The organism is Nocardia sp. NPDC050435, assembly GCF_040655395.1.
In the GTDB taxonomy this organism is placed as follows: domain Bacteria; phylum Actinomycetota; class Actinomycetes; order Mycobacteriales; family Mycobacteriaceae; genus Nocardia.
Genome location: NZ_JBFAJW010000003.1, coordinates 195,337 through 218,876, shown reverse-complemented (window position 1 = coordinate 218,876; position 23,540 = coordinate 195,337). Strand labels below are relative to the sequence as shown.

Genomic DNA, 23,540 nt, shown 5'->3' with positions numbered 1-23,540 from the left:
GATCGAAAGCTTCTGCACTAGAGGCAGATTCACAGCTGTAGCCAACCGGCCACGACGCCACCGCCCTGCTGGCCCGCAAGGAAATCGACTCTCCTACTCAGGACGGCACCCGCCTAGGATCTGGAGCGTGTGGAGATCTCGCCCCACCGCGGGCAGCAAGCTTCCGTTCCCCTCCGGCCGGCTCCCGGTGCTCGGCGACGTGCTGGCGATGGACCCGCGGAAACCGGTCCAGTCGATGGCGAAGCTGGCGGAGAGTCTCGGGCCGATCTACGAGTTGCGGTTCGGTCCGACGCGCATGGTGGTCGTCAACAGTGCGGAGCTGGCCGCCGTGGTGCAGTCGGAGGCGGAGTGGGAGAAGGAGTTCGGGCCGCCGATCCGGCGGTTGCGTGGGGTGGCGCGCAGTGGGCTCATCGTCGCGTCGACGAAGGATCCGCAGTGGGCGGCTGCCCATCGTGTGCTCATGCCGGGCTTCACCCGGGAGGCGATGGGGCTGTACCACCCGGTGATGCTGGAGGTGGTCGGTGAGCTGATCCGGAAGTGGGAACGCGGCGACGGGCCCGTGGACGTGGCGGCCGAGATGAATTCCCTGACACTGGAAGTCATCGCCCGGGCCGGCTTCGGGCACCGGTTCACCAGCCTCGACGATCCGGCCGCCGCGCAGAACCTGCCGGTGGTGCGTCGGATGCTGGACGTGCTGCGGTACTGCAGCCGACCGGTGTCGATCGGTCTCCTGGATGCGACCATCGGGCGCGCCGCCCAGCAGCGCCACCGGGAAGACGTCGCGGAACTCCACCGGATCGCCGAGGAGATGATCGCCGGCTACCGGACCGGCGAGGCGCCGAATCTGCTGCGGCACATGATGGAAACGCCGGATCCGGCGACCGGGCAGCCGCTGTCCCCGACGGTGGTGCGTGACCAGATCATCACCTTCCTGATCGCCGGTCACGAAACCAGCGCGGGCACCTTGGCGTTCGCCCTGCATCTGCTGGCCGACCGCCCCGAGGTGGTCGCGCGGGTGCGTGCGGAGATCGACACGGTCGCGGACGGCGACCCGGCGTCGCTGACCTACGAGCAGGTGGCGAAACTGCGATATCTGCGGCGAGTGGTCGATGAGGCTCTGCGCCTGTGGCCGGTGGCGGGTGGCTACTTCCGCCGTCCCAAACAGGATACCCACCTGGGCGGATACCGGATCGAGCGCGGCGACTGGGTCTATGTCGATCTGCTGGCCATCCATCGCGACGAACGCGCCTGGGGTCCCGACGCCGACCGCTTCGATCCGGACAGATTCGCTCCCGACGCGACGTCGCAGCGCACGCCGGGCGCGTACAAGCCGTTCGGCATCGGCGTGCGATCCTGCATCGGCCGCCAGTTCGCCATTCACGAGATCGTGCTGACCCTGGCCAACGTGCTGTACGCGTTCGATCTGGAACCGGAGGCGGGCTACCAGCTGCGGATCGACGAACTCGTCACGTTGAAGCCGACGGGCCTCGAAATGCGTTTTCGCTCAAGGAATTCGACCCTGCCGAGGTAGCCCCGACACTTACGTGATCGCTATTGCCTCACGCCCGAGGATCTGGAAGCGTGGCGGCGAGGCGATAGGGCTTGTGCCGAGGGGGCGTTCGTGTGTCCGAAATAGCCGGCAGATTCACGGCTTCGATGCGTGGCATCGAGATTCCGTACCCGTGGGACCGCGACGAATTCGTCGCCGCCGTCGCGCGATCGCGCGGCCGCCCGATTCGGCTTCAGCCGGTCGACGATCCCACGCTGCTGTCCGGCTTCGGCTGCGGCTCGAACACCAGCGGCCTGTGGATCAAGACGACCGACAGCGACCTCATCGTGTATTCGGCCGACACGGAATGGCACGCGGATCATGTGATCGCCCACGAGATCGGGCACATGCTGTTGCGCCACGACGAGATCGGCGCGTCCGGCGGCGTTCCCGCCGGGCGCCTACCGCTGTATGCCCTGATGCCCGCGCTCTCGCCCGACGCCATCCAGGACGTCCTCGGGCGCAACGACTACGACACCGAACGCGAGACGGCCGCGGAGACTTTCGCGGACCTGCTGATGGTCGAAGCCACCCTGCCGCGCCGCCGGCCCTCCGCCGCCCGGCGCACCCTGTTCCGGACGCGGCACCGATGACCTCGGCGATTCCGAACGTAATCCAGTGGCCCACATTCGGTTTCGTCGCGCTCGTGCTGGCGGGGCGCTACCTCCTGGTCGCCCAGTCCACTTTGGACCGGCTCGCGACCCGGGCGCTGCTGTTCGGTCTGCTCTGCGACCTGCTGCGCAACGACCGCGTCCAAGAGTTCATCGCCGCCACACTGTGGATGTTCGACCACGCCTCCGTCATCAACTTCGCCCGGCAGGCGTCGTTCGGCCCGCTGCTGCTGTCGATCATGTGCCTCTATGGGATGGCGCGCATCGCCGTGGCACACAGTGATGATTCACCACGGCAGTGGCGCCGCTACGACGCCGTGGCGCTGATCGCCACCGCCGTCATGCTGGTGGCGGGGACCCCCGCCCGCGCCCACGACATGCTGATCGACGAGTACCACGGCTGGCCCGCCGTCATCGTGTGGTTCGCGTACTACTCGGTGCTCGCGGTGAGCTCGCTCTCGATCATCACCATCATGGTCGGGGAGCTCCGCGGCGGCGACAACACCGGCCGCGAGACGGCCGTCTACCTCGTCGTGCTGACCTATTTCGGCGTCCTCGCCCTGGAGTCGATCTACATGCCGGCCCGAACACTGGTCGCTGTGCTCAGCGGCTCCCCCGCGGCAGACCCGACGATGCAGTCCAAGGCCCTCAGTGCGTTCATCGCACTCGCTGTCGGTGCGGCGATTCTCACCGTTCCCCTGTTCGGGGCGATACTCGCGCGCACGGGATGGGACCGCCCGGGCCGGTACTGCCGGCGTCTCCGGCCGCTGTGGCGCGATCTCACCGACGTCTACCCCGAGGTGGTCCTCGACCGGCCCACGGCCGACTCGGTCAGCCAGCTGCATCGGATGACGATGGAGATCCGGGATTGCCTCGTCCGCCTGAATCACTATGCGCCGCAGGCTCATACCGAAGCCCGGGCCGACGATCCGGCCGCCTACGCGGATCGGGTCGCCGCCGCGATCGCCGCGAAGCAGGGCGGAGGGCAACCGGTGCCGCTGCACCGGCCCGTCCCCACCGCACGGCGGCGAGACCTGACCGCCGAGCTGGACCAGCTCGTCGAGCTCGCCCGGATCTGGCGGCACGTCCACTCGCGGCCGAACCGCCGCGCGCTCGTACACTGCGAGCAAGATCGTTCGAGGTAGTAGGGAGCACGGCACCGCATGACCGCCATATCGAAGCAGCCATTTCCCTTGCTACCCCCGGCGTCGACGAGCGACGCGGCGGTGATCCGGGAGCACGACTGGGCCGCGTTCCAGCAGCTGGACACGGTGCACGACCACTGGTCGGTGAAGGCGTGGGAGCCGGGGCAGGCGGGCTACTACTGGTATCTGACCTTCGCCGAGCCCGCGGTGATCGACCTGGCGGCGCGCTGCCAGGAGAAGCTGGCCCAGCACGGTTTCGATCCGGTGCCGCTGGACGGGCTGCATCTGACCCTGCTGAGCCTGGGTCGCACCGACGAGGTCGGGGGCGAACAACTGAACCGGATCGCGGACGCGGGACGGCGGGCGGCGAAGGCGATCCGCCCGTTCCGGCTGAGCGTCGGCCCGGCGACCGGATCGCGGAGCGCGCTGCGCCTTTCGGTCACGCCGTGGGAGCAGCTGCTCGATCTGCACGGCCGGCTGCGGACGGCCACCGCCGACCATTGCGCGCCCGGCCGCCTGGCCGAAACCTCCACTGTGCGACCGCATCTCGGGATCGGCTACCTGAATCAGGAGCAGGACGCCCGGCAACTGGTCAGCGATGTCGGCGCGCTGCGCGGGCTGCTGCCCGCGACCGTGCGGGTGCAGCGGATCCAGCTGGTCGAGGTGTGGCGGGCCGGACGCGCCTACCGCTGGCACGAGCACGCGAGCATTCCGCTCGGCTGAGCGACGGTCGAGGATTAGACAGGTCTCGTTTTGGGTACGGAAACGACCCATTCGGGTGAATCGGGCGGGTGAACTGGGCAAACCGGGCTCTTGGACGGTTGCCCAGGTCGTTACCTGACCGCCTCAGGCGTCCCAAAACGGACACGAAGCCGGGGTTTCGACCCTCCCGGCAAGGATTTGTTACGAGTTTTTTTGTGACGCGCGCCACTGGCAAGCAAACGGCAAACCACCCGCATAGCCGGGGTTTCCAAGCTCCTGGCCAGTGCAAATCAAGATCGATCGGACCGTTTGTTCATTTCCCGTTTACCTTCTGTTCAACATCCGTGATCACTCTGTAACGAGGTCGCAAACAGACCTGAAGTTGGTAAGACCAAGGAGTAATACAAACCCCATTCGGAAATGAACCGCTTGGGCCAGGACCAGATCATGATCCTGCGGCGGTTGGCGGAACGAGCATCCAGCTCGCGATCCCCATTCCGATTCACCCTCCACGTCGGTGTGACGAGGAGATCCGCGCGACGCGCGGACCAGGGAAGCGCCTAGGAGCGCCGGCCCGAAGTCCGCACCCCGACCTGCGTCGTGACCGGGGACAGCGTTCCCCCACAACCAAAACTCACAACAGCACAGCTCTGCGGCGAGCGACCCCCATGGTAGCCCGCCAAGGATCCGCGCTGCTGCGCAGCTGGATCGACCCTGTCCCCGAACAAGGAATCGACGACGTAATGAAGCTCTCCACCCTCCGACGACCGAACCTCCGTGAAGGCATCACCTTCGCTGTGGCCGCAGCGGGCATCGCGGCTGTCGCCGCTTCCTCCGCCGTGTCGGTGGCCGACGATAGCGTTCCCTCGCGTGTCGCCATGATCTCCGAGGCCAAGCCGGCCACCCACCTCGCCGCCGCGGCTCCGGCCCCCAAGGCCGAGGCCCCCAAGGTCGAGCCGGCCGCGGCCGCCGTTCCGGCGCCGATGCCCGCTCCCGCGCCCGAGTACCCGGACAACCTCGACGGCTGGATCCGCGAGGCCCTCGACATCATGAAGGAAAAGGGCATCCCGGGCACCTACGAGGGCATCCACCGCAACATCATCCGCGAGTCGGCCGGCAAGCCGGACGCGATCAACCTGTGGGACTCCAACGCCGCCATGGGCATCCCGTCCAAGGGCCTGCTGCAGGTGATCGACCCCACCTTCGCCGCCTACCACGTGCCCGGCACCCCGGCCGACGTCTGGGATCCGGTCGCCAACATCGTCGCGGCCTGCAACTACGCCGCGCACCGCTACGGCTCGATGGACAACGTCAACTCGGCGTACTGATCCACGCTCGCTCTCTGGAAGCCCCGTGACCACTGTCTGGTCCGGGGCTTCCGACATAGACTCGGCCCCGTGGCCGATGATTACGCGCACTCCGACGTGTCGGTCAGCCGCCGCGCCGAGAAGGCGCGCCGCTTGGCCATCTACCTCTGGGACCGCGATATCGGCGGCGCCGAACTGTTGGCGCTGCCCGCGGCGACCCGCCGCAAACTGGCCCGCGCCGCCGAGACGAACCCGCCCAGCACCGAGGAAACCTGGACCGCGGTCGCCCGGCTGCTGGACGAGAAATCCGCGTGGGCGGCCCGGAATCCCGGACATCCGGCGGCCGAAAGGCCTTGCGCGGAAGAGAAAATCCTGTGGGTGAAACCGCCTGTCAGGCCGTGGACAACGGACTGAACGCTCGGTAACCGGGGTCTGTCGCGGTTGACAAGTGGCCGGACCGTAACCACAGTGTGATGCGGCGTCGCATGTCCGAGCGCCACTCCAACCGCAGTAGACATAGAGGAATACATGAACGTTCGCCGGCTCACCGTCAACGCCGCCGTCGCGGGCCTGACGCTCCTCGCGGCGCCCGCCGCCCTGGCCGCTCCCACCGGCTCCTCGGGGACCGGCTCGTCCGCCATCGACACCGGCTCCGCCGCGACCGGTTCGGCGGGCCTCTCCCAGACCGGCTCCGCGGGAGGCGCTTTCAAGAATTGCGACGAGGCCAAGGCGGCCGGTCGCGCTCCCCTCTTCCGCGGGGAACAGGGCTACGGCCCGCATCTGGATCCCGACGGCGACGGATTCGCCTGCCCGACGGTCTGATACCGCTCAAAATAAAAACACCCGGTGCCTGGCACCGGGTGTTTTTTGTTGCCGCGCTCGGCGTTTCAGCGGCGGAAGACCTTGATCAGCACCAGGCCGACCACCACCGCGCCCGCACCGATCAGGCTGTACTTCACCTTGGGTTCGTTCAACTTCGCCAGCACCATGTGCTTGGTGTCGTCGGCGATCCGCTGCGGATCCGCCCGCACGGCGATCTCGTCGAGCGTGCTCGCCAGCCGGGTGCGGGCCAACTCGATCTCCCGCTCGATCCGCTCGGTATCCTTGCCCACTCTTGTGTCCTCCTGTCGGAATGTGCGTGCCACCGGGCGCGGACCCTTGTCGAACGACCTTGGCATCCGCGCGTCACCAGGGCTCGCGCACGAGTGTATCCGCCGCTGTCGCGAGGCTTCGGTTACCGTGCAGGGCGTGACCGACAAACGACTCTCCCCCGGCGATACCGCCCCCGCGTTCACGCTGCCCGATGCCGACGGCAACGAGGTCTCGCTCGCCGACTACCGCGGCCGCAAGGTCATCGTCTACTTCTACCCGGCCGCCAGCACGCCGGGCTGCACCAAGCAGGCCTGCGACTTCCGCGACAACCTCGCCGAGTTGGAGGGCGCCGGCCTCGAAGTCGTCGGCATCTCCCCGGACAAGCCGGCCAAGCTGGCCAAGTTCCGCGACGCCGAGAAGCTGACCTTCCCGCTGCTGTCGGATCCGGACAAGACGGTGCTGTCGGCCTACGGCGCGTTCGGCGAGAAGACGATGTACGGCAAGACGGTCGTCGGCGTCATCCGGTCCACGTTCCTGGTGGACGAGCAGGGCAAGATCGAGGTCGCGCAGTACAACGTGCGCGCCACCGGGCACGTGGCCAAGCTGCGCCGCGACCTGTCGGTCTAGGTCTCGAAGGAGCGGATGAAGCTTTCGTAGCCGTCCAGCATCCGCTCCAGACCGAATTCGAAATCGCTTGTCTTCCAGTCGATTTCGTCGTCGTCATAGGGCCATGCCTGGAACGCCGCCGCGGCGTGCGGGAAGCGGGCGGGGTCGATCAGACCGGCGAACACCGCGTCGAATTCCCCCTCCGTCGTCTCGTCCGGGTTGATGGCGCGCCCGACCCGGGCCCGGCCCATGACGAAGAAGGTCAGGTTCATCACCAGCTGCATCCGGATCGGGGGCGGCACCCGGGTTTCGCCGAGCGCGGCGAGGCCGGCCTCCAGCCAGGCCATGTTGTTCGGACCCATCGGCGGGTCGTTCATCGGGATGTCCAGCCACCACGGATGCCGCTCCAGCGCGACGTATTCGGCCAGCGCCCAGGCGCGGAGCCGGTCGCGCCACGGGACCCCGGGCTCACTCTCCGGCGGTAGTCCGATCGCTCGATCCAGCAGCATCTCGAACAGGGTGTTCTTGCTGTCGACGTAGCGGTAGAGCGACATCGCCGTGAATCCGAGCCGCTTGGCGATCCGGCCCATCGAGATCGCCGCCAGACCCTCCGCGTCGCCGATCTCGATGGCGGTGTCGAGGATCTGATCGAGGCTGAGCCCGCGCCGGGGACCGCGCTCACCGCCGGTGTCCAGCCCCCACAACAGCGCCAGCGCCTTCGGTATGGCCGCATCCTCTGGTGACGTCATCGACTCCGCACTCCTCTCCACCGGGCTCGGCTCAATCCTGCGCGCCACGGAACCCGGTCGCGCACTCGGTCCCCGATTCGGGTGGGGTCTTGCGCACAATAACTGTTTACCCTATAAACTGAGTTTAGTGCATACACAGTTTTGGATCGGAGCCTTCCTCATGTCCCCTCACCCGCCACCCGCCCTCGCGGTGCACCGGCTCGCCAAGTCCTTCGGCGACACCGTGGTGCTCGACGGCATCGACCTGACCGTTCCCGCCGGCACGATCTTCTCCCTGCTCGGGCCCAACGGCGCGGGCAAAACCACCCTGGTCCGCATCCTCGCCACCCTCAGCGCGCCCACCGCGGGCGAGGCCCGGGTCTTCGGCCACGACGTGCGGCACGAGGCCGACGCGGTGCGCGCGCTGATCGGCGTCACCGGCCAGTACTCCGCGGTCGACGAGGTGCTCACCGGCACCGAGAACCTCCGGCTCACCGGCAAACTCCTGCACCTGGATCGCGCCGAGACACAGTCGCGCACCGTCGAACTGCTCGACCGCTTCGACCTCACCGAGGCCGCCGACCGCCGGGCCGGCGCCTACTCCGGGGGCATGCGCCGCCGCCTCGACCTGGCCATGAGCCTGATGGGCCGCCCCCGCATCATCTTCCTCGACGAACCCACCACCGGCCTGGATCCGCGCAGCCGCCGCGACCTCTGGGCGGTCATCCGGCGGCTCGCCGCCGAGGGCGCCACCGTCTTCCTCACCACGCAGTACCTGGAGGAAGCCGACCAGCTCGCCGATCGAATCGCGGTGCTGGACAACGGAAAGATCGTCGCCGAAGGCACACCCGCCGAACTCAAGCGGCTCGCCCCGGGCGGCCACATCCGGCTGACCTTCCCCGATCGCGCCGCCCTCGCCGCCGCCGCGCGCACCGTCGAAGGTCAGGCCGACGCCGAACAGCTGAGCCTGCAGGTGCCCGCGAGCGGCCACGCCGACGAGGTGCGCAAGCTGCTCAACCGCCTCGACGAGCTCGCCATCACCGTCGACCAGGTCACCGTGCACGTGCCCGATCTGGACGACGTCTTCTTCGCCCTGACCGGCCATCCGGCCAAGACCGCGGCGTGACCGAAGGGACCACGACCATGACCACACTCACGCGCGCCGCCGTCGACGCGGGCACCATGCTCGATCGCAATATCCGGCACACCCTGCGCAGCCCCGACTCGATGATCGTGACCATCGCCCTGCCGGTCGTCATCCTGCTGATGTTCGTCTACGTCTTCGGGGGCGCGATGGACGTCGGCCCCGGCGCCTACATCGACTACGTGGTGCCCGGAATCATCCTGCTGTGCGCGGGATTCGGAGCCGGCGTCACCGCACCCGCCCTGACCACCGACCTCACCAACGGCATCATCGACCGCTTCCGCACCATGGCCATCTCGCGGACCGCGGTGCTCACCGGGCATGTGATCGAGAGCCTGATCCGCAACATGATCACCACCGGAATCGTCATGGGAGTGGCCGTGGCGCTCGGCTTCCGGCCGACCACCGACCCGCTGCGCTGGCTCGGCGCGCTCGGGGTCATCGCGCTGTTCGTCTTCGCGCTGTCCTGGGTGGCCGCGGCGGTCGGCGTGCTGGCCAAGAATCCGGAGGCAGCCAACGGCTTCACCTTCGTCTTCATGTTCCTGCCGTACGTGAGCAGTGCGTTCGTGCCGCCGGAGTCGATGCCGAGCGCTCTGCACTGGTTCGCCGAGAACCAGCCGGTCACCCCGGTGATCGAGACGGTGCGCGGCCTGCTGATGGAGACGCCGATCGGCGACAGCGCCTGGCTGGCGGTGCTGTGGTGCTCGGTGATCGGACTGGCCGGGTACGCGGCGGCCGCGCATCTGCTGCGGCTGCGCACCCGGGACTGACCGCACGCGAAAGGCCCGGCGCAAGGTGGCGCCGGGCCTTTCGCGTTCGCCTGCGTCAGGCGGGCATGACCTGCTGGGACGCCCACGTCATCATCATCCGGACGTGGTTGTCCCACCACTGGTAGGACTCCGGCGTGAAGGCCGGCGGCGGCGGCGCCTCACCCGGGAACAGCAGCGAACCGTTCGGTGCGCCCACCTTCGTGGTGCTGCCCGGAATGCCGGTCCCCGGCATCAGCGAGGTCAGGCCCGGCTGCGACTGATGCGTCTCGCCGAGCTGCTCGAGCGGCACGGCGGACTCCGGCCTGTGCTGACCCCACCGCGAACCGACCAGCGACTGTGTGCCGGTGCTCGACGGGGCGTCCAGCACCACGATCGTCGGCTCGGGCGCCGCGCCGGTACCGGAGATCGGGCCGGCCGGGTCGACCGAGATGCCCGCCGAGGAACCGCTCGCCGAACCCGACTCCGGGGAGCCGGAACCAGTGTCCACGATCACCCGGTTGTCCGCGCCCAGGCGGGTGTCGGCCACCACCGCGGGCGTGGTCCGCGAGTTGGTGACGTACAGGCCGCCGACGACGAGACCGCCCGCCAGCACACTGGCCGCCGCGAACACCGCCGCGGTGCCCCGCACCGGATGCCCCGCCTCCGCGGCCTCGGTGAGACCACTCACATCCGCCATGGCGAACAGCGCCGCGCCCACCGCGGGGGCGGTGCGGGCGAGCCGGCACGGCAGCACGGGGGCGCCGAAACCGTCCACCGCGGCGCGCACGGCGGGTGCGTCCGCCGCGGAACCGATCAGCACGACCGCGTCGGGGCGCACGGCGGCGGCCTCGAACTGATCCCACGCGGCGGTGACCGCCGTGCCCAGCGACTCCTCGGTGGCGCCGCCGGTCTGGCTGGTCGCGGCCAGCACGCGGCCGCGGTAGCGGTCTACCAGGGTGAACGCCTGATACCCCGGCACCACCTCGCAGACGACCAGATCGTCGAACTCGTCCAGCCAGGTCATGGCGCCCGCCACGCTCAGGTGCGCGGCCTTCGTCGAGACGAGCGACGCCGTATGCCAAGGCCCGGAGGCCAGTTCGGTGACGACGGCGCGACGCTCGGCGGCGTCGCGGTAGGCGATCGCGGCGCCCGCGATCTCCAGCTCGTCCTCGACTTCGGCGGCGATCCTCGTCAGCAGGTTGTGCACGGTGGCCGCGACTTCGGCCTTGCTGTCGCCCGGTGTTTTCGCCACTCGATGCAGCAGCACGCGTTCCGGTAGCCGCTCGCCGGATTCGGCCAGCGCTACCGCGTGCACGGCGCCGCGCTCGGTGGATACGCCTAGGGTGACCACAGATCGAGCTACCACAGATACGCCTTCCCGGTGTGAACCCTCAACTCGGTAAGACACGCGAATGCACGCGCGCTCGGTATGTGTTCGGCCCTGCGACGGGCGCGGATGGGTGGTGAAATGTGACAGACCTTGGACACGCAGAACGCATGCGCGTGTCGCGCGCGTGTCGGTACCGCTAGCCTGAATAGGTGGATGTGCACACGGAGGCCAGGGCAAAGCGGCACCTGGACCCCGCGTTGGAGTTGCAGGACGACCCGCAGGAACTCATGCCGCGCCGCCGGCCCACCCAGGAGCGCAGCAAGCGGAAGTTCGACGCGCTGCTGCAGGCTTCCCGTGAATTGCTCACCGAGGTCGGGTTCGAATCCTTCACCTGTGAAGAGGTCGCCGCCCGCGCGGAGGTGCCGATCGGCACCCTCTACCAGTTCTTCGCCAACAAGTACGTGATCGTCTGCGAACTGAATCGTCAAGACCTGGTGGCGGTCTCCCAGGAGCTGGCCGACTTCCACGGCGAGGTTCCCTCGCTGGACTGGTTGCGGCACATGAATCAGTTCGTCGACCACATGGCCGGACTGTGGATGACCGACCCGTCCCGCCGCGAAGTCTGGCTGGCCATGCAGTCCACGCCCTCCACCCGGGCGACCGGCGCGATCCACGAGAAGGAATTCGCCGAAGTCGTCGCGCAGATGCTGCGCCCGCTCACCCCGCGCACCCCCCGCGTCCGCCGCACCATGATGGCCGAGGTCTTGGTGCACGTCGTCTACTCGATGCTGAACTTCTCGGTCCAGGACGAGCAATCGCACAAGGACGCCGTCTCGGAGCTGAAGCGGCTCATGGTCGCGTATCTGCTTGTGGCAGAGAAGGAATCCCGTTCCGCCAGCGGCAGCTGAGAGCTACCCTCTGGTCATGCCGATTTCGCATGACAGACGGCGGCCGTGTCGTACCGGCTCGCCGAGCTGGCCGGACCTGGACATGGAGACAGCGGTGCCGCGCGAGAGCGAACGTTGGCACGGCCAGGTATCGCACTTCCGGAATGGCCCGCTGGAGCATCAGCACTATGCGATCGAGTTCAGGAACGCCCTGCTGCGGAACGCCCGCGCCGACCGGCAGGCACATCCCGAGCGATGCTGGCGCGCCACGGCGGGAACCAGCATCTTCGCCGAAGACAGCTTCCTGAGCCTGGATTTCAGCGTCTACCGATGCCCACCGAACGACTACGCGCAGATCGACATCGACTCCGTCGACCTTGTGGGCCAGGTCATTTCCATCGCCAGCGACTCCTGCGAGATCGCGGACCGGCGCAGACGCGCCGCGGCCGCAGCGATCACATGGCACTGGGAGGTCGAACTGGCGCGCGACTTGCGTCATATCGATCGCGTAACGGTCTCCGCTATGGTGCGAGTCGACGAGGTGTGGCCCGGGTTGGCACCGCGGCAATCGGAAAACTATCTACCGGTCGCCGAGTGGACACCCGAGCAGACCCCCGACGGCATCCGGTTCGACCTGCCGTTCCCCATCCAAATCTCCTGGGAAGAGCTCGCGTTCTGACTGTCGGCGAGGGCAGGAAAAGAAAATCCCGGAGCTGCGGACCGAAGCTAGGATCGAATCATGTCGATTCCGCATGATGCGCGGCCGGACCTTCCGGAGTACATGACCTGGGAAGAGCTGAGCGAACTTCCCGATCAGGTGGCCCGGCAGATCGAGCTGTGGGAAGGGCGCGTCGTCTGGACGCGGACAGGCTCCGCCGCGCACACCGACGCGGCGGTCGAACTTCGTAACGCGCTCAAACGCTGCGCCATGCAACACCGCTCCGACTACCCCGAACAATGCTGGTCGGCGTCCACCGAGTTGAACGTCTTCTTCCAGCGCGGCAGCAAGAACGACTTCGTCACACCGGATTTCATGGTCTATCGCTGCCTGCCGACCGGATTCGAATCGGTGTACGCCGATCAGGCGGTCATCGTCGGCGAGGTGTTGTCGCCCTCCAATTCGGCGGACGATATCGAGGCCGAGAAGCGGAAGTACGCAGCCGGCCGAATCCCGATGTACTGGGAGGTCGAGCTCTCCCGTCAGCCACGCGGCATCGCAAGCGTGACCGTGTACTGCCTTTTCGACCATTTTGCGGGTGTTTTCGATGACGTGGCCGCCATGAACGGGCCGTCCTACATCAAACTGTTCGAATGGACTCCGCGCACAGATCCGGCCGGGATCCACATCGATCTCCCGTTCCCGATCCGAATCTCCTGGGAAGAGCTCGCGTTCTGACTATTTCGTCGCGCTGCGCCCCTCGATGATGTCGGCGAGCTCACCCGGATCTTCGAGCACGACCATCGCGGCCGCGGTGTCGCCGTCGTGGGTGAGCGAAAGGTGGACTCGCACTCGGGGCAGGAATTCCGCTGCGAGGCCGTGCAATTTGATGCTGGGGCGGCCCCAGGCGTCGTTGACGACCTCGATCAGCGGGTAGGGGTTGTCACCGATCTGGGGGGAGCGGGCGAAGCGGGTGGAAGCCCAGGCCTTGATGACGGCTTCCTTCGCGGCCCAGCGCGCGGCGTAGTGGCGCGCCGAATCGGTCGGCTTGCTCTGGCAGTAGCGTCGCTCGCCGGCGGTGAAACTTTCCCGGACCATGGTGGTTCCGGAGCGTTCGAGTTGTTCGGCGAACTCGGAGATGGTCACCAGATCCAGACCGATACCCAGGATGGTCACTGCGTTGTGGCTCCTCAATGTCTAATCGGCGGCCTGCACGACGCCCTTCATGATCACGCTGCGCCGCCGCCTCCGGGCGCTGAGCTCAGGCCGCGGTGTCGAGCGAAAGGGCAGCCGCTCGACAGCGGCTGCCCCTCGGTTTCTCAGTGCAGCGTAGTGGCAGAGGTCACTACGAGGTAGCACCCTGATCGGATTGGCCCACGATCACAGCGCCGGTGCCGCAACCGAATCCGTCCGCCCGGTAGGTGCCGGCCTCGCCCAGCCGCGCCTCCGGCGAGAGCAGGACATCGGCCTCCAGCTGCCGGATCTGCTTGGCGGGCGTCCCGTCCGCGCCCAGGCGCCGATCCGCCGGACGCTCGTAGAGCGGAGCGCCGCCGCACATGGCCTCGGCGAAACGCTGCCGGCCCGACAGCTGCCGCTCCTGGGCCTTGGCCTGGTACTCCTCGCGACGGCCCGGCGCGATCGCCTGGATGAACGCCTCCGGGTGCACGATCGCGAGCAGACCGGACACGTGCCCGAAGCCGAGCGAGGTGACCAGACCGGCCTTGAGCGGGAAGCGCTCGCCGAAGCGCAGCGGCTCCCGCGCCCACACCAGGTGCGGGTAGGCCTGCATCTTCTCGTCGACGCAGTCCAGGCTCCGATTCGGCGGCACCACACCGTTTTCCAGCACCTGGCACAGGCCGATCAGCTGGAACGCGGCCGCGCCGCCCTTGGCGTGCCCGGTCAGGCTCTTCTGCGACACCACGAACAGCGGCGCGCCCTCGGAGCGCCCGATCGCCGTGGCGAGGCGCTCGTGCAGCTCGGACTCGTTGGGATCGTTGGCGGCGGTGGAGGTGTCGTGCTTGGAGATCACCGCGATGTCGTCCGCGCCGACGCCGAGCTTGCGCAGCTCGACCGCGAACCGCGAATCCGCGCCACCGCGACCCGCACCCAGCGCACCGAGCCCGGGCGCGGGGATGGAGGTGTGCACGCCATCGGCGAAGGACTGCGCGTAGGCGACCACGCCGAGCACCGGCAGACCCATTTCCAGCGCCACGTCACCGCGGGCCAGCAGCACCGTGCCGCCGCCCTGCGATTCGACGAACCCGCCGCGGCGGCGATCATTGGCGCGGGAGAAGTAGCGGTCGCTGATGCCCTTGGCGCTCATGGCCGCCGAGTCCGCGGTGGCCGACATGTCACCGAAGCCGACGATGCCTTCGATGCCGAGATCGTCGTAGCCGCCGGCGACGACCAGTTCGGCCTTGCCGAGCTTGATCTTGTCGACGCCTTCCTCGACCGACACCGCCGCCGTCGCGCAGGCCGCGACCGGATGCACCATCGCGCCGTAGCTGCCGACGTAGGACTGCACGACATGCGCCAGCGCCACGTTCGGAAGCGCTTCTTGCAGAATGTCGTTCGGTCGCGGCTCACCGAGCAGGTTGTCGATGTAGAGCGAGCGCATCGAGGACATGCCGCCCATGCCGGTGCCCTGGGTGTTGGCCACCAGCGAGGGGTGCACCCAGCTCATCAGCTCGGCCGGGCTGAACCCGGAGGACAGGAACGCGTCCACGGTGCAGACGATGTTCCACAGCGCCACCCGGTCCACCGAGGCGGCCATATCGGCGGAGATACCCCAGATGGTCGGGTCCCAGCCGGTCGGGATCTGGCCGCCGACGGTGCGCGACAGCTTGGCCCGGCGCGGCACCCGGATCTCGGTGCCCGCCTTGCGCGTCACGGTCCAGTCGCCGGAGTCGGCGACCGGGGTGATGATCGTCTGCTCCGGGTTGGCCGCGTGGAAGGCACGGGCCTCGGCCTCGCTGCCGACGGTGAAGGACAGGTCCTGGTCGAGGAACACCGACGTCATCAGCGGCGAGGTGTTGTCGACCATGGCGCCCTCGTCGGCGTAGCGGCGCACACCGCAGCGTTCGACGACGGTGTCGTGGTAGCGCTCGGCCAGCTCCGATTCCGGCACGAAGTCGCCGGATTCGGTGTCGTACCAGCCCGGCTTGGGATCGTTCTCCCAGGTGACCAGGCCGGTGGTCCAGGCCAGCTCCAGCACGCCCGCGGCGGAGAGCTCGGCGTCGACCTCGACCTCGAAGCGGGTGCGGGCCGAACCGTAGGGGCCGAGCTCGCCGGCGCCGACGATGACGACCATGTCCGCGAGGTCGGCGGTGACCTCGCCCCACTCCGGCACCGGCAGCGCCGAGCTCAGGGTGGGCGGCGCGGGCAGCGCCGGAATCGTCACCGCCGCTTCGGCTTCCGCGGTCTGCTCTTCGACCTGCTCGGCCGCCTGCTTGGCCAGCGCGGGCAGATCCAGCTTGGCGCGCGCGAGCCCGCCGGTGAGGTCGATCTGCTGCGGTCCGGTGAGGGTGACCTGCCGGGCCCGCGAGGTGCACCACTTGAGCAGCTCGTCGGCCATCTCGGTGGTGGACCAGGTCTGCACGCCGGCCTTCTCGACGGCTGCGACCATCGGGTCGTTGCCGCCCATCAGGCCGGTGCCGCGCACCCAGCCGATCAGCGCGTGCACCAGGGTGACCCGCGAGGACCAGGACTTCTCGGCCCGCCACTTGGCCACGATCGCGTCCAGCGCGGCCTTGGCCTCGCCGTAGGCGCCGTCGCCGCCGAACATGCCGCGGTTGGGCGAACCCGGCAGCACCACATGGAGTTTCGCGTCCACGTCGTGGTCGGCGCCGAGCTTGGACAGCCCGCCGAGCAGCCGCTCGACCGACCAGAGCAGGACCCGCATCTCCATTTCGGCGCGGGCGCCGGCGTCGGCCAGGTCGCCCGCGACCCGCGGCGCCGCGAACGGCAGCAGCAGGGTCGGGGTCATCGCGTCCTTGGTCTTGACCTTGGCGCCGCCCGCGTTGTCGACCTGCTCGGTGCCGACCCAGTCGATCAGCGCGTCGATGTCGGAGTAGGAGGCCATGTTGGCGGGCACCACCCACAGCGCCGCGCCGTGGCGGGCGTTGTCGCGGTACAGCTTCCGGTAGAAGGCCAGGCGATCGTCGTTGAGGCCGGAGGTGGTGACCACCACGGTGGCACCGCCGCCGAGCAGCCGCCCGGTGACCGCGGCCGCGATGGAACCCTTGCTCGCACCGGTGATCACGGCGATGTCGTCGGACCACAGCCCGGCGTCCTCGGTGCTCAGCGCGGCCTCGGCGATGCGGCCGTAGACACCGGCCAGCACCGAGCGGGCCTCGTGCTTGGCCCGCTCGCGCCACCAATTCGCCTGCGCGGCAACTGCTTCACCCGCACCGAGGTACCCGTCGACAGCGATCTCGGCGGAATCCTCGCCCAGCCACAGCGTGACCAGGTCCTCGCGGGCGGTGGCCCAGCGGTCGTCGATCAGCACGGCCTTCTTGGCGTCGAACGCAGGCGCGACCAGACGCGGCCAGTCCGAACCCAATTCGGCCGAGACCAGGTCGACCAGCGCGTCCGGGGTGGCCTCGGGTGCGGAGATCCGCTCGCTCAGGCCGAGCTGCTCGAGCACCACCCGGGCCGCGGTGGCGAGCACGCCGTCGCGTCCGGTGATCTGCTCGGTGAACTCGCCGAGGGCGGCCGCGTCCACGGTCGCTCCCCCGCCGCCGCCGGCCGAGGGCAGCGACACCGCGACACCGCGCCGGGCGGCGACCGCCTGCACGGCGGCGTCGATGGCCGCGTCGACCGAGGCGCCGTCGCCGAGCGCGCCGGAGACCAGTCCGCCCAGATCGCCGCCGCGCACGCTGGCGCCCTCGCGGGTGCCGAGCGAGACCTCGGCGGTGACGTGGCTGGCCCAGCCGTCACCGAGTTCCCAGACCTTCTTGACGCGTTCGGCGATGGCGGCGGGCCGCTTGCCGGACGGGCCGAAGACCTTGCGCAGGTGGTCGCCGATGGCGTCGGAGAGCACCGAGCCGAACGGCTTGTAGGTGCGGGCCAGACGTTCCACGGTGGCCGAGAGCGCGCCCATGTCGGCGTCGGCCGCGCCGTCGATGGCGCCGAGCGAGAGCTCCGCGCCGAGGTCGACGAGCAACTGGTTGCGCCGCGAGGAGACGCCGTCGCACAGGCCCTCGATGGTGTCGACCGGGCCGATCTGGTCCAGCCGCAACTTGGTCCACAGCGCGATGAGCACGCGGGTGGCGTCGGCGGCGGAGAAGGCGATGTCGTCCGGGCGGGGGCCGCCCGAGGACGGAGCCGGGGCGGCGACCGGCGCGGCGGTGGCGACCGGCGCTGCCGCCGTGGCGGTTTCGGCCGGTTCGTCGGCGGGCTCGTCCACCGGCGCGGGGTCGGTGTCGGTCGAGTACACGACCGCCGCCTCGCGCTCGATGTTGAGCACCTCGACGGTGACGCCGCCGAAGTCCGGCAGTTTCAGCGTCTGGCTGGCCAGGTTCGCCACGGTAGGCGTTGCGCCCAAACCGATTTCGACGAACCGCTCGACACCGAGGCCGCCGTGCGCGGTGTCGGTGAAGAGCAGGTCCTGGGTTTCGATCCAGCGCACCGGGCTGGCGAACTGCCAGGCCAGCAGCTCGATCAGCACCACGCGCGACAGCTCGGCCGGGCGCTGGGCCCAGTCGTCGAAGTCGGCGAGCACCGCGTTCAGCGGCTCGGACGGCACCAGATCGGCGATCTCCTGGAGGAATTCACGCTCCAGGTTGAACGGCCGCGGCACCAGGTTCGGGATGTAGCGACCGAGCAGGACGGCCGGATCCAGCACCTCGGGCAGCAGCTGCTCGAGCTTGTGCCGGAACTCCGGAACACCCTTGCGCAGCACCGTCGAGTGGAACGGGACATCGATGCCGGGCACCAGGATGAAGGCGCGCTTGCCGCCGAATTCCTCGCGGCGCCGGTCGATTTCGGTCTCCAGGGCTTCCAGGCCCGCGACCGTGCCCGCGATGGCGTACTGCGACCCGCGCAGATTCAGGTTGACGACCTCGAGGAACTCGCCGACCTGCTCGCCCACGCCCTGGACGAACCCGACGACCTCGCTGTCGGGCAGCCCGATCTGCGAGGGACGGATCGCGGCCATCCGGTAGTCGCTACGGCCCTGCGCGTCGCGCGGCACCAGCTCGTGCATGGCCGAACCGCGCTGGAACACCACCTCGAGCACCGCCTCCAGCGGCAGCACTCCGGCGACGGCGGCGAGCGCGTTGTATTCGCCCACCGAGTGCCCGGCCAGCATGGCGCCCTCGACGTAGGCGCCGGCCTCGCGCAACTCGGCGACCTGCGCGACACCGAGAACCGCCATGGCGACCTGGGTGAACTGAGTCAGGTGCAGCACGCCGTCGGGGTGCCGGTGCTCGACGCCGCGCGCCTTGAGGTAGGTCGGGTTGTCGCGCACCACCGCGAGGATGGAGAAGCCGAGGGCGTCGCGGGTGTGCTTGTCGGCGCGGTCCCAGATCTCCTTGGCGGCCTTGGAGCGCGAGCGCGCGTCCAGGCCCATGCCCTTGCGCTGGATGCCCTGGCCCGGGAAGGCGTAGACGGTCTTCGGGGCGGCGGTGCGGCCGGTCGCGGTCAGCACCAGGTTGCCGCCGGTGCGGCAGGAGACCTCGATGATCTCGCTGCCCGCGTCCACCGCGACCCGCTCGACCCGGACGTCGATCTCGGCGCCGGGCCGGACCATGCCCAGGAAGCGGGTGGTCCACGCGGTCAGAGTGCGTGCGGGAACGTTGCTTTCGGGATCCACCGCGGAGACCGCGTGCTGCGCCGCGGCCGAGAGCCACATGCCGTGCACGATCGGCGCGCCGAGCCCGGCCAGCTTGGCCGCGGACTCGCTGGTGTGGATCGGGTTGTGGTCGCCGGAGACGTGCGCGAAGGCGTGCATGGTGCGCGGCGCGACGATGGTCACGTCGCGGCGGCGCCGGCGCGGGGTGTCGACGGCGGCGTCGGACAGGCTGCCCGCCGCGCGCGGCGGATCCGACAGCTCGCCCGCGCCGTTGCGGCCGCGGATGGCGAAGCGCTCGGTGAGGGTCGCCACGGTCGGCATGGACAGCCCGGTCTCGGGCCGGTCCAGCATCCCGGTGATCTTCACCCGGACCTCGACGACGCGGCCCATATCGGTGTCCACGGTCTCGCCCGCCTGCGCCCGGACCACCAGAACACTGGTGTCGGAGGGCAATTCGCCGGCCAGCTCGATCTGGTGATCGAGGTGGACCAGATCCAGCATGCCCTCGATGACGCTCGCGCCCTCGGCGGTGCGGGTCGCCCCGAGTACCGCGAAGACGGCGGGCCAGCACGCGCCCACCAGCACGTCGGGGACGGTGCGGCCGAGGGTGCTCAGCGTGGTCGGCATGCCCGAGCCGGTGACGCCGGCGTGGTCGGCGATGAGATCGGGGGTCCAGGCGATGTTGAGGTGCGCGACGCCGCTCTTGACCTCCGGCAGCGACTGGCCCGCCGCCACCGCGAGCAGCGCGGACATCGCGGCGTCGGCGTCGGCCTCGGTGACGACCGGGGCGCCGCCGTTGAAGGTGGAGACCGGAACGGTGATGCGGATGGTCACCGCGTCCCGGCCCAGCAGCGGCACCGTCAGCTCGACGTAGGAGTGATCGGCCTCCGGACCCTCGGCCTCGACCAGGGTGGCGCCGGTGCGCGGGTGCACCGCGCCGTTCTCGTCGACGGTCCACTCGTCCAGATCGTCCAGGCGGTGCACGGGGTTGATGGTGGTGCGACCCGCCCACTCGACGTCCGGCGCGGCCAGCACCGCGTCGATCGGGCCGGCGGTCACACCGGCGACCCGGCGCGCGTCCACCGCGACCGGCGCCACACCGGCGCGGACCAGCGAGTACGCCGTGTCCTGCTCGAAGCGGTCCAGCAGCTCGCCGACCGGCTCGTCGACGCGGGTGATGCCCGCGACCGCGACGGTGCCCGGGATGACGCACACCTGGTCGGCCGAGTAGCGCGGATCATGGGCCTGCCAGAGCGAATCCGAGCGCCACCAGCGGCGCACATCGCCGTCGACGACGGGCACGAAGTTCACCGGCTTGCCGGGGGTCTTGCACAGGCTGACGAAGAACGGCACGTCGGCGGGGTGCAGCACGGTCTGCGCGGCGGCCGGGTACTGCTCCTTCAGCGCGCACAGCGCGTCCACCGGGCGCTCGAAGGCGTCGTCGGAGGCGAACAGCGTGGGGATCTCGCCCCGATCGACCGGGTGCAGGCGGGATTCGGTGCGCCGCACCATCTCCGCGAAGCGATCGCGCCAGGTGATGTCCAGCCACACCGAGCGGGTGGCGTCGAGGATGGCCTCGCCCAGGTCGCTGCCGCAGTCGAAGTCCTTGCGGCGGTCCAGGCCGACCGCGAGTTCGACGTAGCGTTCCAGCCAGTCCTGGTAGGTCATCGTGGCGACGTCGCCGAAATACGGCTTGGCGGTGGCGTTCAGCGCCGCGATGATCTCGTCCTTGCGGCGCGCGACGGCCGCGGCGTCGCCGGCGACCTCGTCGAGCAGGCGGCCGGTGCGCGAGGCGGCGTTGTCGATCTCGTGGATGTCCGCGCCCAATTGGCTACGGCCCGAGGCCATTCCACCGGTAGCGGTGCCCGCGCCGACCCAGTCGGGGGTGCCGGGGGTGTCCACCAGCAGCTGCTTGACCTCGGGCGCGGTGGTGGCCTCGAGGGTCGCCATGGCGGCGGTGCCGATCAGCACGCCGTCCAGCGGCATCACCGGGTAGCCGTACGGGGTGGCCCACTCGCCGATCAGGTATTCGGTGGCGCGCTCGGGGGTGCCGATGCCGCCGCCGACGCAGACCACCACGTTGTCGCGGTTGCGCAGTTCGGCGTAGGTCTCGAGCAGCAGGTCGTCCAGGTCTTCCCAGGAGTGGTGCCCGCCGGCCTTGCCGCCCTCGATGTGCATGATCACCGGGTACTGCGGGGCCGCGTCCGCGATGCGCAGCACGGCGCGGATCTGGGCGACGGTGCCCGGCTTGAACGCGACGTGCGTGATGCCGACCTCGGCCAGCTCCTCGATCAGCGCGACGGCTTCTTCCAGCTCGGGAATGCCGGCGGTGACGATGACGCCGTCGAACGGCGCGCCCGCGGCCCGGGCCTTCTGCACCAGGCGCTTGCCGCCCAGCTGCAGCTTCCACAGGTACGGGTCCAGGAACAGCGAGTTGAACTGCACCGAGCGACCCGGCTGCAGCAGCGTCTTGAGCTCGGCGACGCGGTCGGCGAAGATCTGCTCGGTCACCTGGCCGCCACCGGCCAGCTCCGCCCAGTGGCCCGCGTTGGCCGCCGCCGCAACGATTTTCGCGTCGACGGTGGTGGGCGTCATGCCCGCGAGCAGCACCGGCGAACGACCGGTCAGCTTGGTGAAGGCCGTCTCCACGACGATCCGGCCGTTGGGCAGCCGCACCGGCTTGGGCGCGAACGCCGTCCACGGCTGGGCCACCTCGGGCGCGGCGCCCGGGGTGAGCAGGCTGCGCTGTCCGGCCCGGGTGGCCGCGGCCACGATGCCGACGCCGGTGCCCTTGAGCGAGCCGGCGGTGAGGCGGCTGAGCAGATCGCCCGGGCCCAGATCCAGGATCCACTGGCTGCCCGCGGCCACGGTGCCGTCCACGATCTCGACCCAGTCGATCGGGTCGACCAGGATCTCCCGGGTCAGCGCGCCCGCGAGCTCCGCGTCCAGGCCGCACTGCTCGGCCCAGCCGCTCACCAGCTCCACGGTGTCTGCCAGCGCGGGATGGTGGAAGGCGACGTCGACGGTCAGATCCTCGAAGACCGGCGCGAACACCGAGCCGCCGCGCGCCTTCGCGTCGCGGGCCTTGGCCTGCTCGTCGTGAATCTGCGCGCAGCGCTGCCGCACGCGCTCCAGCTGCGCCGGGGTGCCGGACAGCACCGCGCGGCGGCGGCCGTTGATGATCGAGACCACCGCGGCGGCCAGCGGATCCACGCCCTGGGCGACCTCGGCCACCACCTGGCGCAGCCGCGCCGGATCGACATTGGACACCGCGACCATCGGCGAGCTCTCACCCACCGGCATCAGGCCGCGCCGCCGGGCCACCAGACCCGCCGAGGCGCCGATCAATTGGGCGATCGCCAGCAGTTCGGCGTCGCGCGCGCCCGCGGACTCCACCGCCGTCGCGGCCAGGCGGCCCTGCGAGTGACCGATCACGGCCACCGGGGCATGCTCGGCCGGGTCCAGGCCCTGCAGCTTCAAGGCCTTGAGCGCCGCGATCTGCGTCAACAGCACGCCGGGCATCGACACCGCGGCCGAACGCAGCACGGGCGCGGACGGGGCCGCGGAGACCTCGTCGTCGGCGAGCTCGTCCTCGAGCATCCAGCCGACCGGGTCGAAGCCGACCGGCCGCACCACCAGCAGTTGCGCCGCAACGGGTTCCAGCAGCGCGGCCGCCTCGTTGACCAATGCGGTCAGCTCCGGCTCCAGCGCGCTGTCGCGCCCGATCTCCTCCAGTTCGCCCAGCCATTGCGCGCCCTGCCCACCGAATGCGAGCGCGTACGGAGTACCGCTCAGCAGACGATCCACCAACGGCGCCCGCAGATCCCGCTGGGCACCCACCTTCGCGTTCGGTCCGGTCCCGGTCTCAGTGCTCTCGTTGATCGTCAAGACGCTTCGACTTCCTTACTCCTGGCGACATGCCCGCACGGACACGCCGCTCCCTCCGGTACGCAGGGTGCTGTTCAACCTCTAGGCCTGATTACGGCGAGGATTGCACAAAATCATGAGGAAAGCCTCACGTTTGCCTCCCCACTCGCCACCTACCCGCCGGTATTTACGTACGTCCGTACCAGAATGCCAAGAAACATGAGGCCAACTCACGTTTGAACGCGCAGGTCTACCGGTTGCTTACCCGGATGAAACATGAGTGCCCCTCATATTGTCCGTTACCTAATCGTTATAACCCCAGGTCGGGTTACTCGCGAGTACGCCACGCCCATCCAGAGCTTCGCGATCCCG

General features: G+C 69.4%; 18 protein-coding genes. 13 read left to right on the top strand and 5 right to left on the bottom strand.

The window, feature by feature from the left end; genetic code table 11:
- Nucleotides 1-127 precede the first annotated feature (127 nt).
- The 7 genes from AB0I43_RS09435 to AB0I43_RS09405 all read left to right on the top strand — a co-directional run bounded on the left by AB0I43_RS09435 (nt 128) and on the right by AB0I43_RS09405 (nt 6,136).
- Nucleotides 128-1,531 (top strand): cytochrome P450, encoded by a 1,404-nt coding sequence (locus AB0I43_RS09435; protein ID WP_356971244.1) that lies wholly within the window; start codon nt 128-130, stop codon nt 1,529-1,531.
- Nucleotides 1,532-1,656: 125 nt separating this feature from the next.
- The gene (locus tag AB0I43_RS09430) at nt 1,657-2,142 is read left to right on the top strand and encodes a hypothetical protein (RefSeq protein ID WP_356971246.1); all 486 of its coding nucleotides are present in this window, start codon (nt 1,657-1,659) and stop codon (nt 2,140-2,142) included.
- On the top strand, nt 2,139-3,305 hold the full coding sequence (locus AB0I43_RS09425) for an MAB_1171c family putative transporter (RefSeq protein ID WP_356971247.1): 1,167 nt from the start codon (nt 2,139-2,141) through the stop codon (nt 3,303-3,305). The genes AB0I43_RS09430 and AB0I43_RS09425 overlap by 4 nt, the downstream gene beginning before the upstream one ends.
- 18 nt (nt 3,306-3,323) lie before the next feature.
- On the top strand, nt 3,324-4,028 hold the full coding sequence (locus AB0I43_RS09420; RefSeq protein WP_356971248.1) for a 2'-5' RNA ligase family protein: 705 nt from the start codon (nt 3,324-3,326) through the stop codon (nt 4,026-4,028).
- 722 nt (nt 4,029-4,750) lie between these two features.
- On the top strand, nt 4,751-5,335 hold the full coding sequence (locus AB0I43_RS09415) for a transglycosylase SLT domain-containing protein (RefSeq protein ID WP_356971249.1): 585 nt from the start codon (nt 4,751-4,753) through the stop codon (nt 5,333-5,335).
- Between the two features lie 69 nt (nt 5,336-5,404).
- Entirely contained in the window at nt 5,405-5,728 is a 324-nt protein-coding gene (locus tag AB0I43_RS09410; RefSeq protein ID WP_356971251.1) for a hypothetical protein, read from the top strand.
- A gap of 114 nt (nt 5,729-5,842) precedes the next feature.
- Nucleotides 5,843-6,136 (top strand): excalibur calcium-binding domain-containing protein, encoded by a 294-nt coding sequence (locus AB0I43_RS09405; RefSeq protein WP_356971252.1) that lies wholly within the window; start codon nt 5,843-5,845, stop codon nt 6,134-6,136.
- 65 nt (nt 6,137-6,201) lie between these two features.
- Here AB0I43_RS09405 and AB0I43_RS09400 read toward each other — a convergent pair whose 3' ends face one another.
- Nucleotides 6,202-6,426, bottom strand: a complete 225-nt coding sequence (locus AB0I43_RS09400) for a DUF3618 domain-containing protein (RefSeq protein WP_356971254.1) — start codon at nt 6,424-6,426, stop codon at nt 6,202-6,204.
- Nucleotides 6,427-6,562: 136 nt separating this feature from the next.
- On the opposite strand from AB0I43_RS09400, the gene bcp reads away from it, so the two are divergent.
- Entirely contained in the window at nt 6,563-7,033 is a 471-nt protein-coding gene (gene bcp / locus AB0I43_RS09395; RefSeq protein ID WP_356971255.1) for a thioredoxin-dependent thiol peroxidase, read from the top strand.
- Here the strand turns inward: bcp and AB0I43_RS09390 are convergent.
- Nucleotides 7,030-7,761, bottom strand: coding sequence for a TetR/AcrR family transcriptional regulator (locus tag AB0I43_RS09390; protein WP_356971257.1), 732 nt, complete (start codon nt 7,759-7,761; stop codon nt 7,030-7,032). The two genes, bcp and AB0I43_RS09390, sit on opposite strands and share 4 nt — an antisense overlap.
- Before the next feature lie 160 nt (nt 7,762-7,921).
- Here AB0I43_RS09390 and AB0I43_RS09385 point away from each other — a divergent pair, with 160 nt between their 5' ends.
- Both AB0I43_RS09385 and AB0I43_RS09380 read left to right on the top strand, forming a co-directional pair.
- Nucleotides 7,922-8,866 (top strand): ATP-binding cassette domain-containing protein, encoded by a 945-nt coding sequence (locus AB0I43_RS09385; protein WP_356971258.1) that lies wholly within the window; start codon nt 7,922-7,924, stop codon nt 8,864-8,866.
- 17 nt (nt 8,867-8,883) lie between these two features.
- Nucleotides 8,884-9,654 carry an ABC transporter permease gene (locus AB0I43_RS09380; RefSeq protein WP_356971259.1) on the top strand — a complete coding sequence of 257 codons (771 nt, stop codon included), beginning with the start codon at nt 8,884-8,886 and terminating at the stop codon, nt 9,652-9,654.
- 55 nt (nt 9,655-9,709) lie between these two features.
- Here AB0I43_RS09380 and AB0I43_RS09375 read toward each other — a convergent pair whose 3' ends face one another.
- Nucleotides 9,710-10,999 (bottom strand): hypothetical protein, encoded by a 1,290-nt coding sequence (locus AB0I43_RS09375; RefSeq protein ID WP_356971261.1) that lies wholly within the window; start codon nt 10,997-10,999, stop codon nt 9,710-9,712.
- 251 nt (nt 11,000-11,250) lie between these two features.
- On the opposite strand from AB0I43_RS09375, the gene AB0I43_RS09370 reads away from it, so the two are divergent.
- The 3 genes from AB0I43_RS09370 to AB0I43_RS09360 are packed head-to-tail and all read left to right on the top strand — an operon-like array spanning nt 11,251 to nt 13,246.
- Nucleotides 11,251-11,871, top strand: a complete 621-nt coding sequence (locus AB0I43_RS09370; protein ID WP_356971445.1) for a TetR/AcrR family transcriptional regulator — start codon at nt 11,251-11,253, stop codon at nt 11,869-11,871.
- Between the two features lie 16 nt (nt 11,872-11,887).
- Nucleotides 11,888-12,529, top strand: a complete 642-nt coding sequence (locus tag AB0I43_RS09365; RefSeq protein ID WP_356971262.1) for a hypothetical protein — start codon at nt 11,888-11,890, stop codon at nt 12,527-12,529.
- Between the two features lie 60 nt (nt 12,530-12,589).
- The gene (locus AB0I43_RS09360) at nt 12,590-13,246 is read left to right on the top strand and encodes a Uma2 family endonuclease (protein WP_356971263.1); all 657 of its coding nucleotides are present in this window, start codon (nt 12,590-12,592) and stop codon (nt 13,244-13,246) included.
- Here the strand turns inward: AB0I43_RS09360 and AB0I43_RS09355 are convergent, their stop codons facing one another.
- Complete coding sequence (locus tag AB0I43_RS09355) at nt 13,247-13,684, bottom strand: holo-ACP synthase (RefSeq protein WP_356971265.1); 438 nt, start codon at nt 13,682-13,684, stop codon at nt 13,247-13,249. It abuts the gene before it with no gap.
- Nucleotides 13,685-13,853: 169 nt separating this feature from the next.
- Complete coding sequence (locus AB0I43_RS09350; protein WP_356971267.1) at nt 13,854-23,189, bottom strand: fatty acid synthase subunit beta domain-containing protein; 9,336 nt, start codon at nt 23,187-23,189, stop codon at nt 13,854-13,856.
- Nucleotides 23,190-23,540 lie beyond the last annotated feature (351 nt).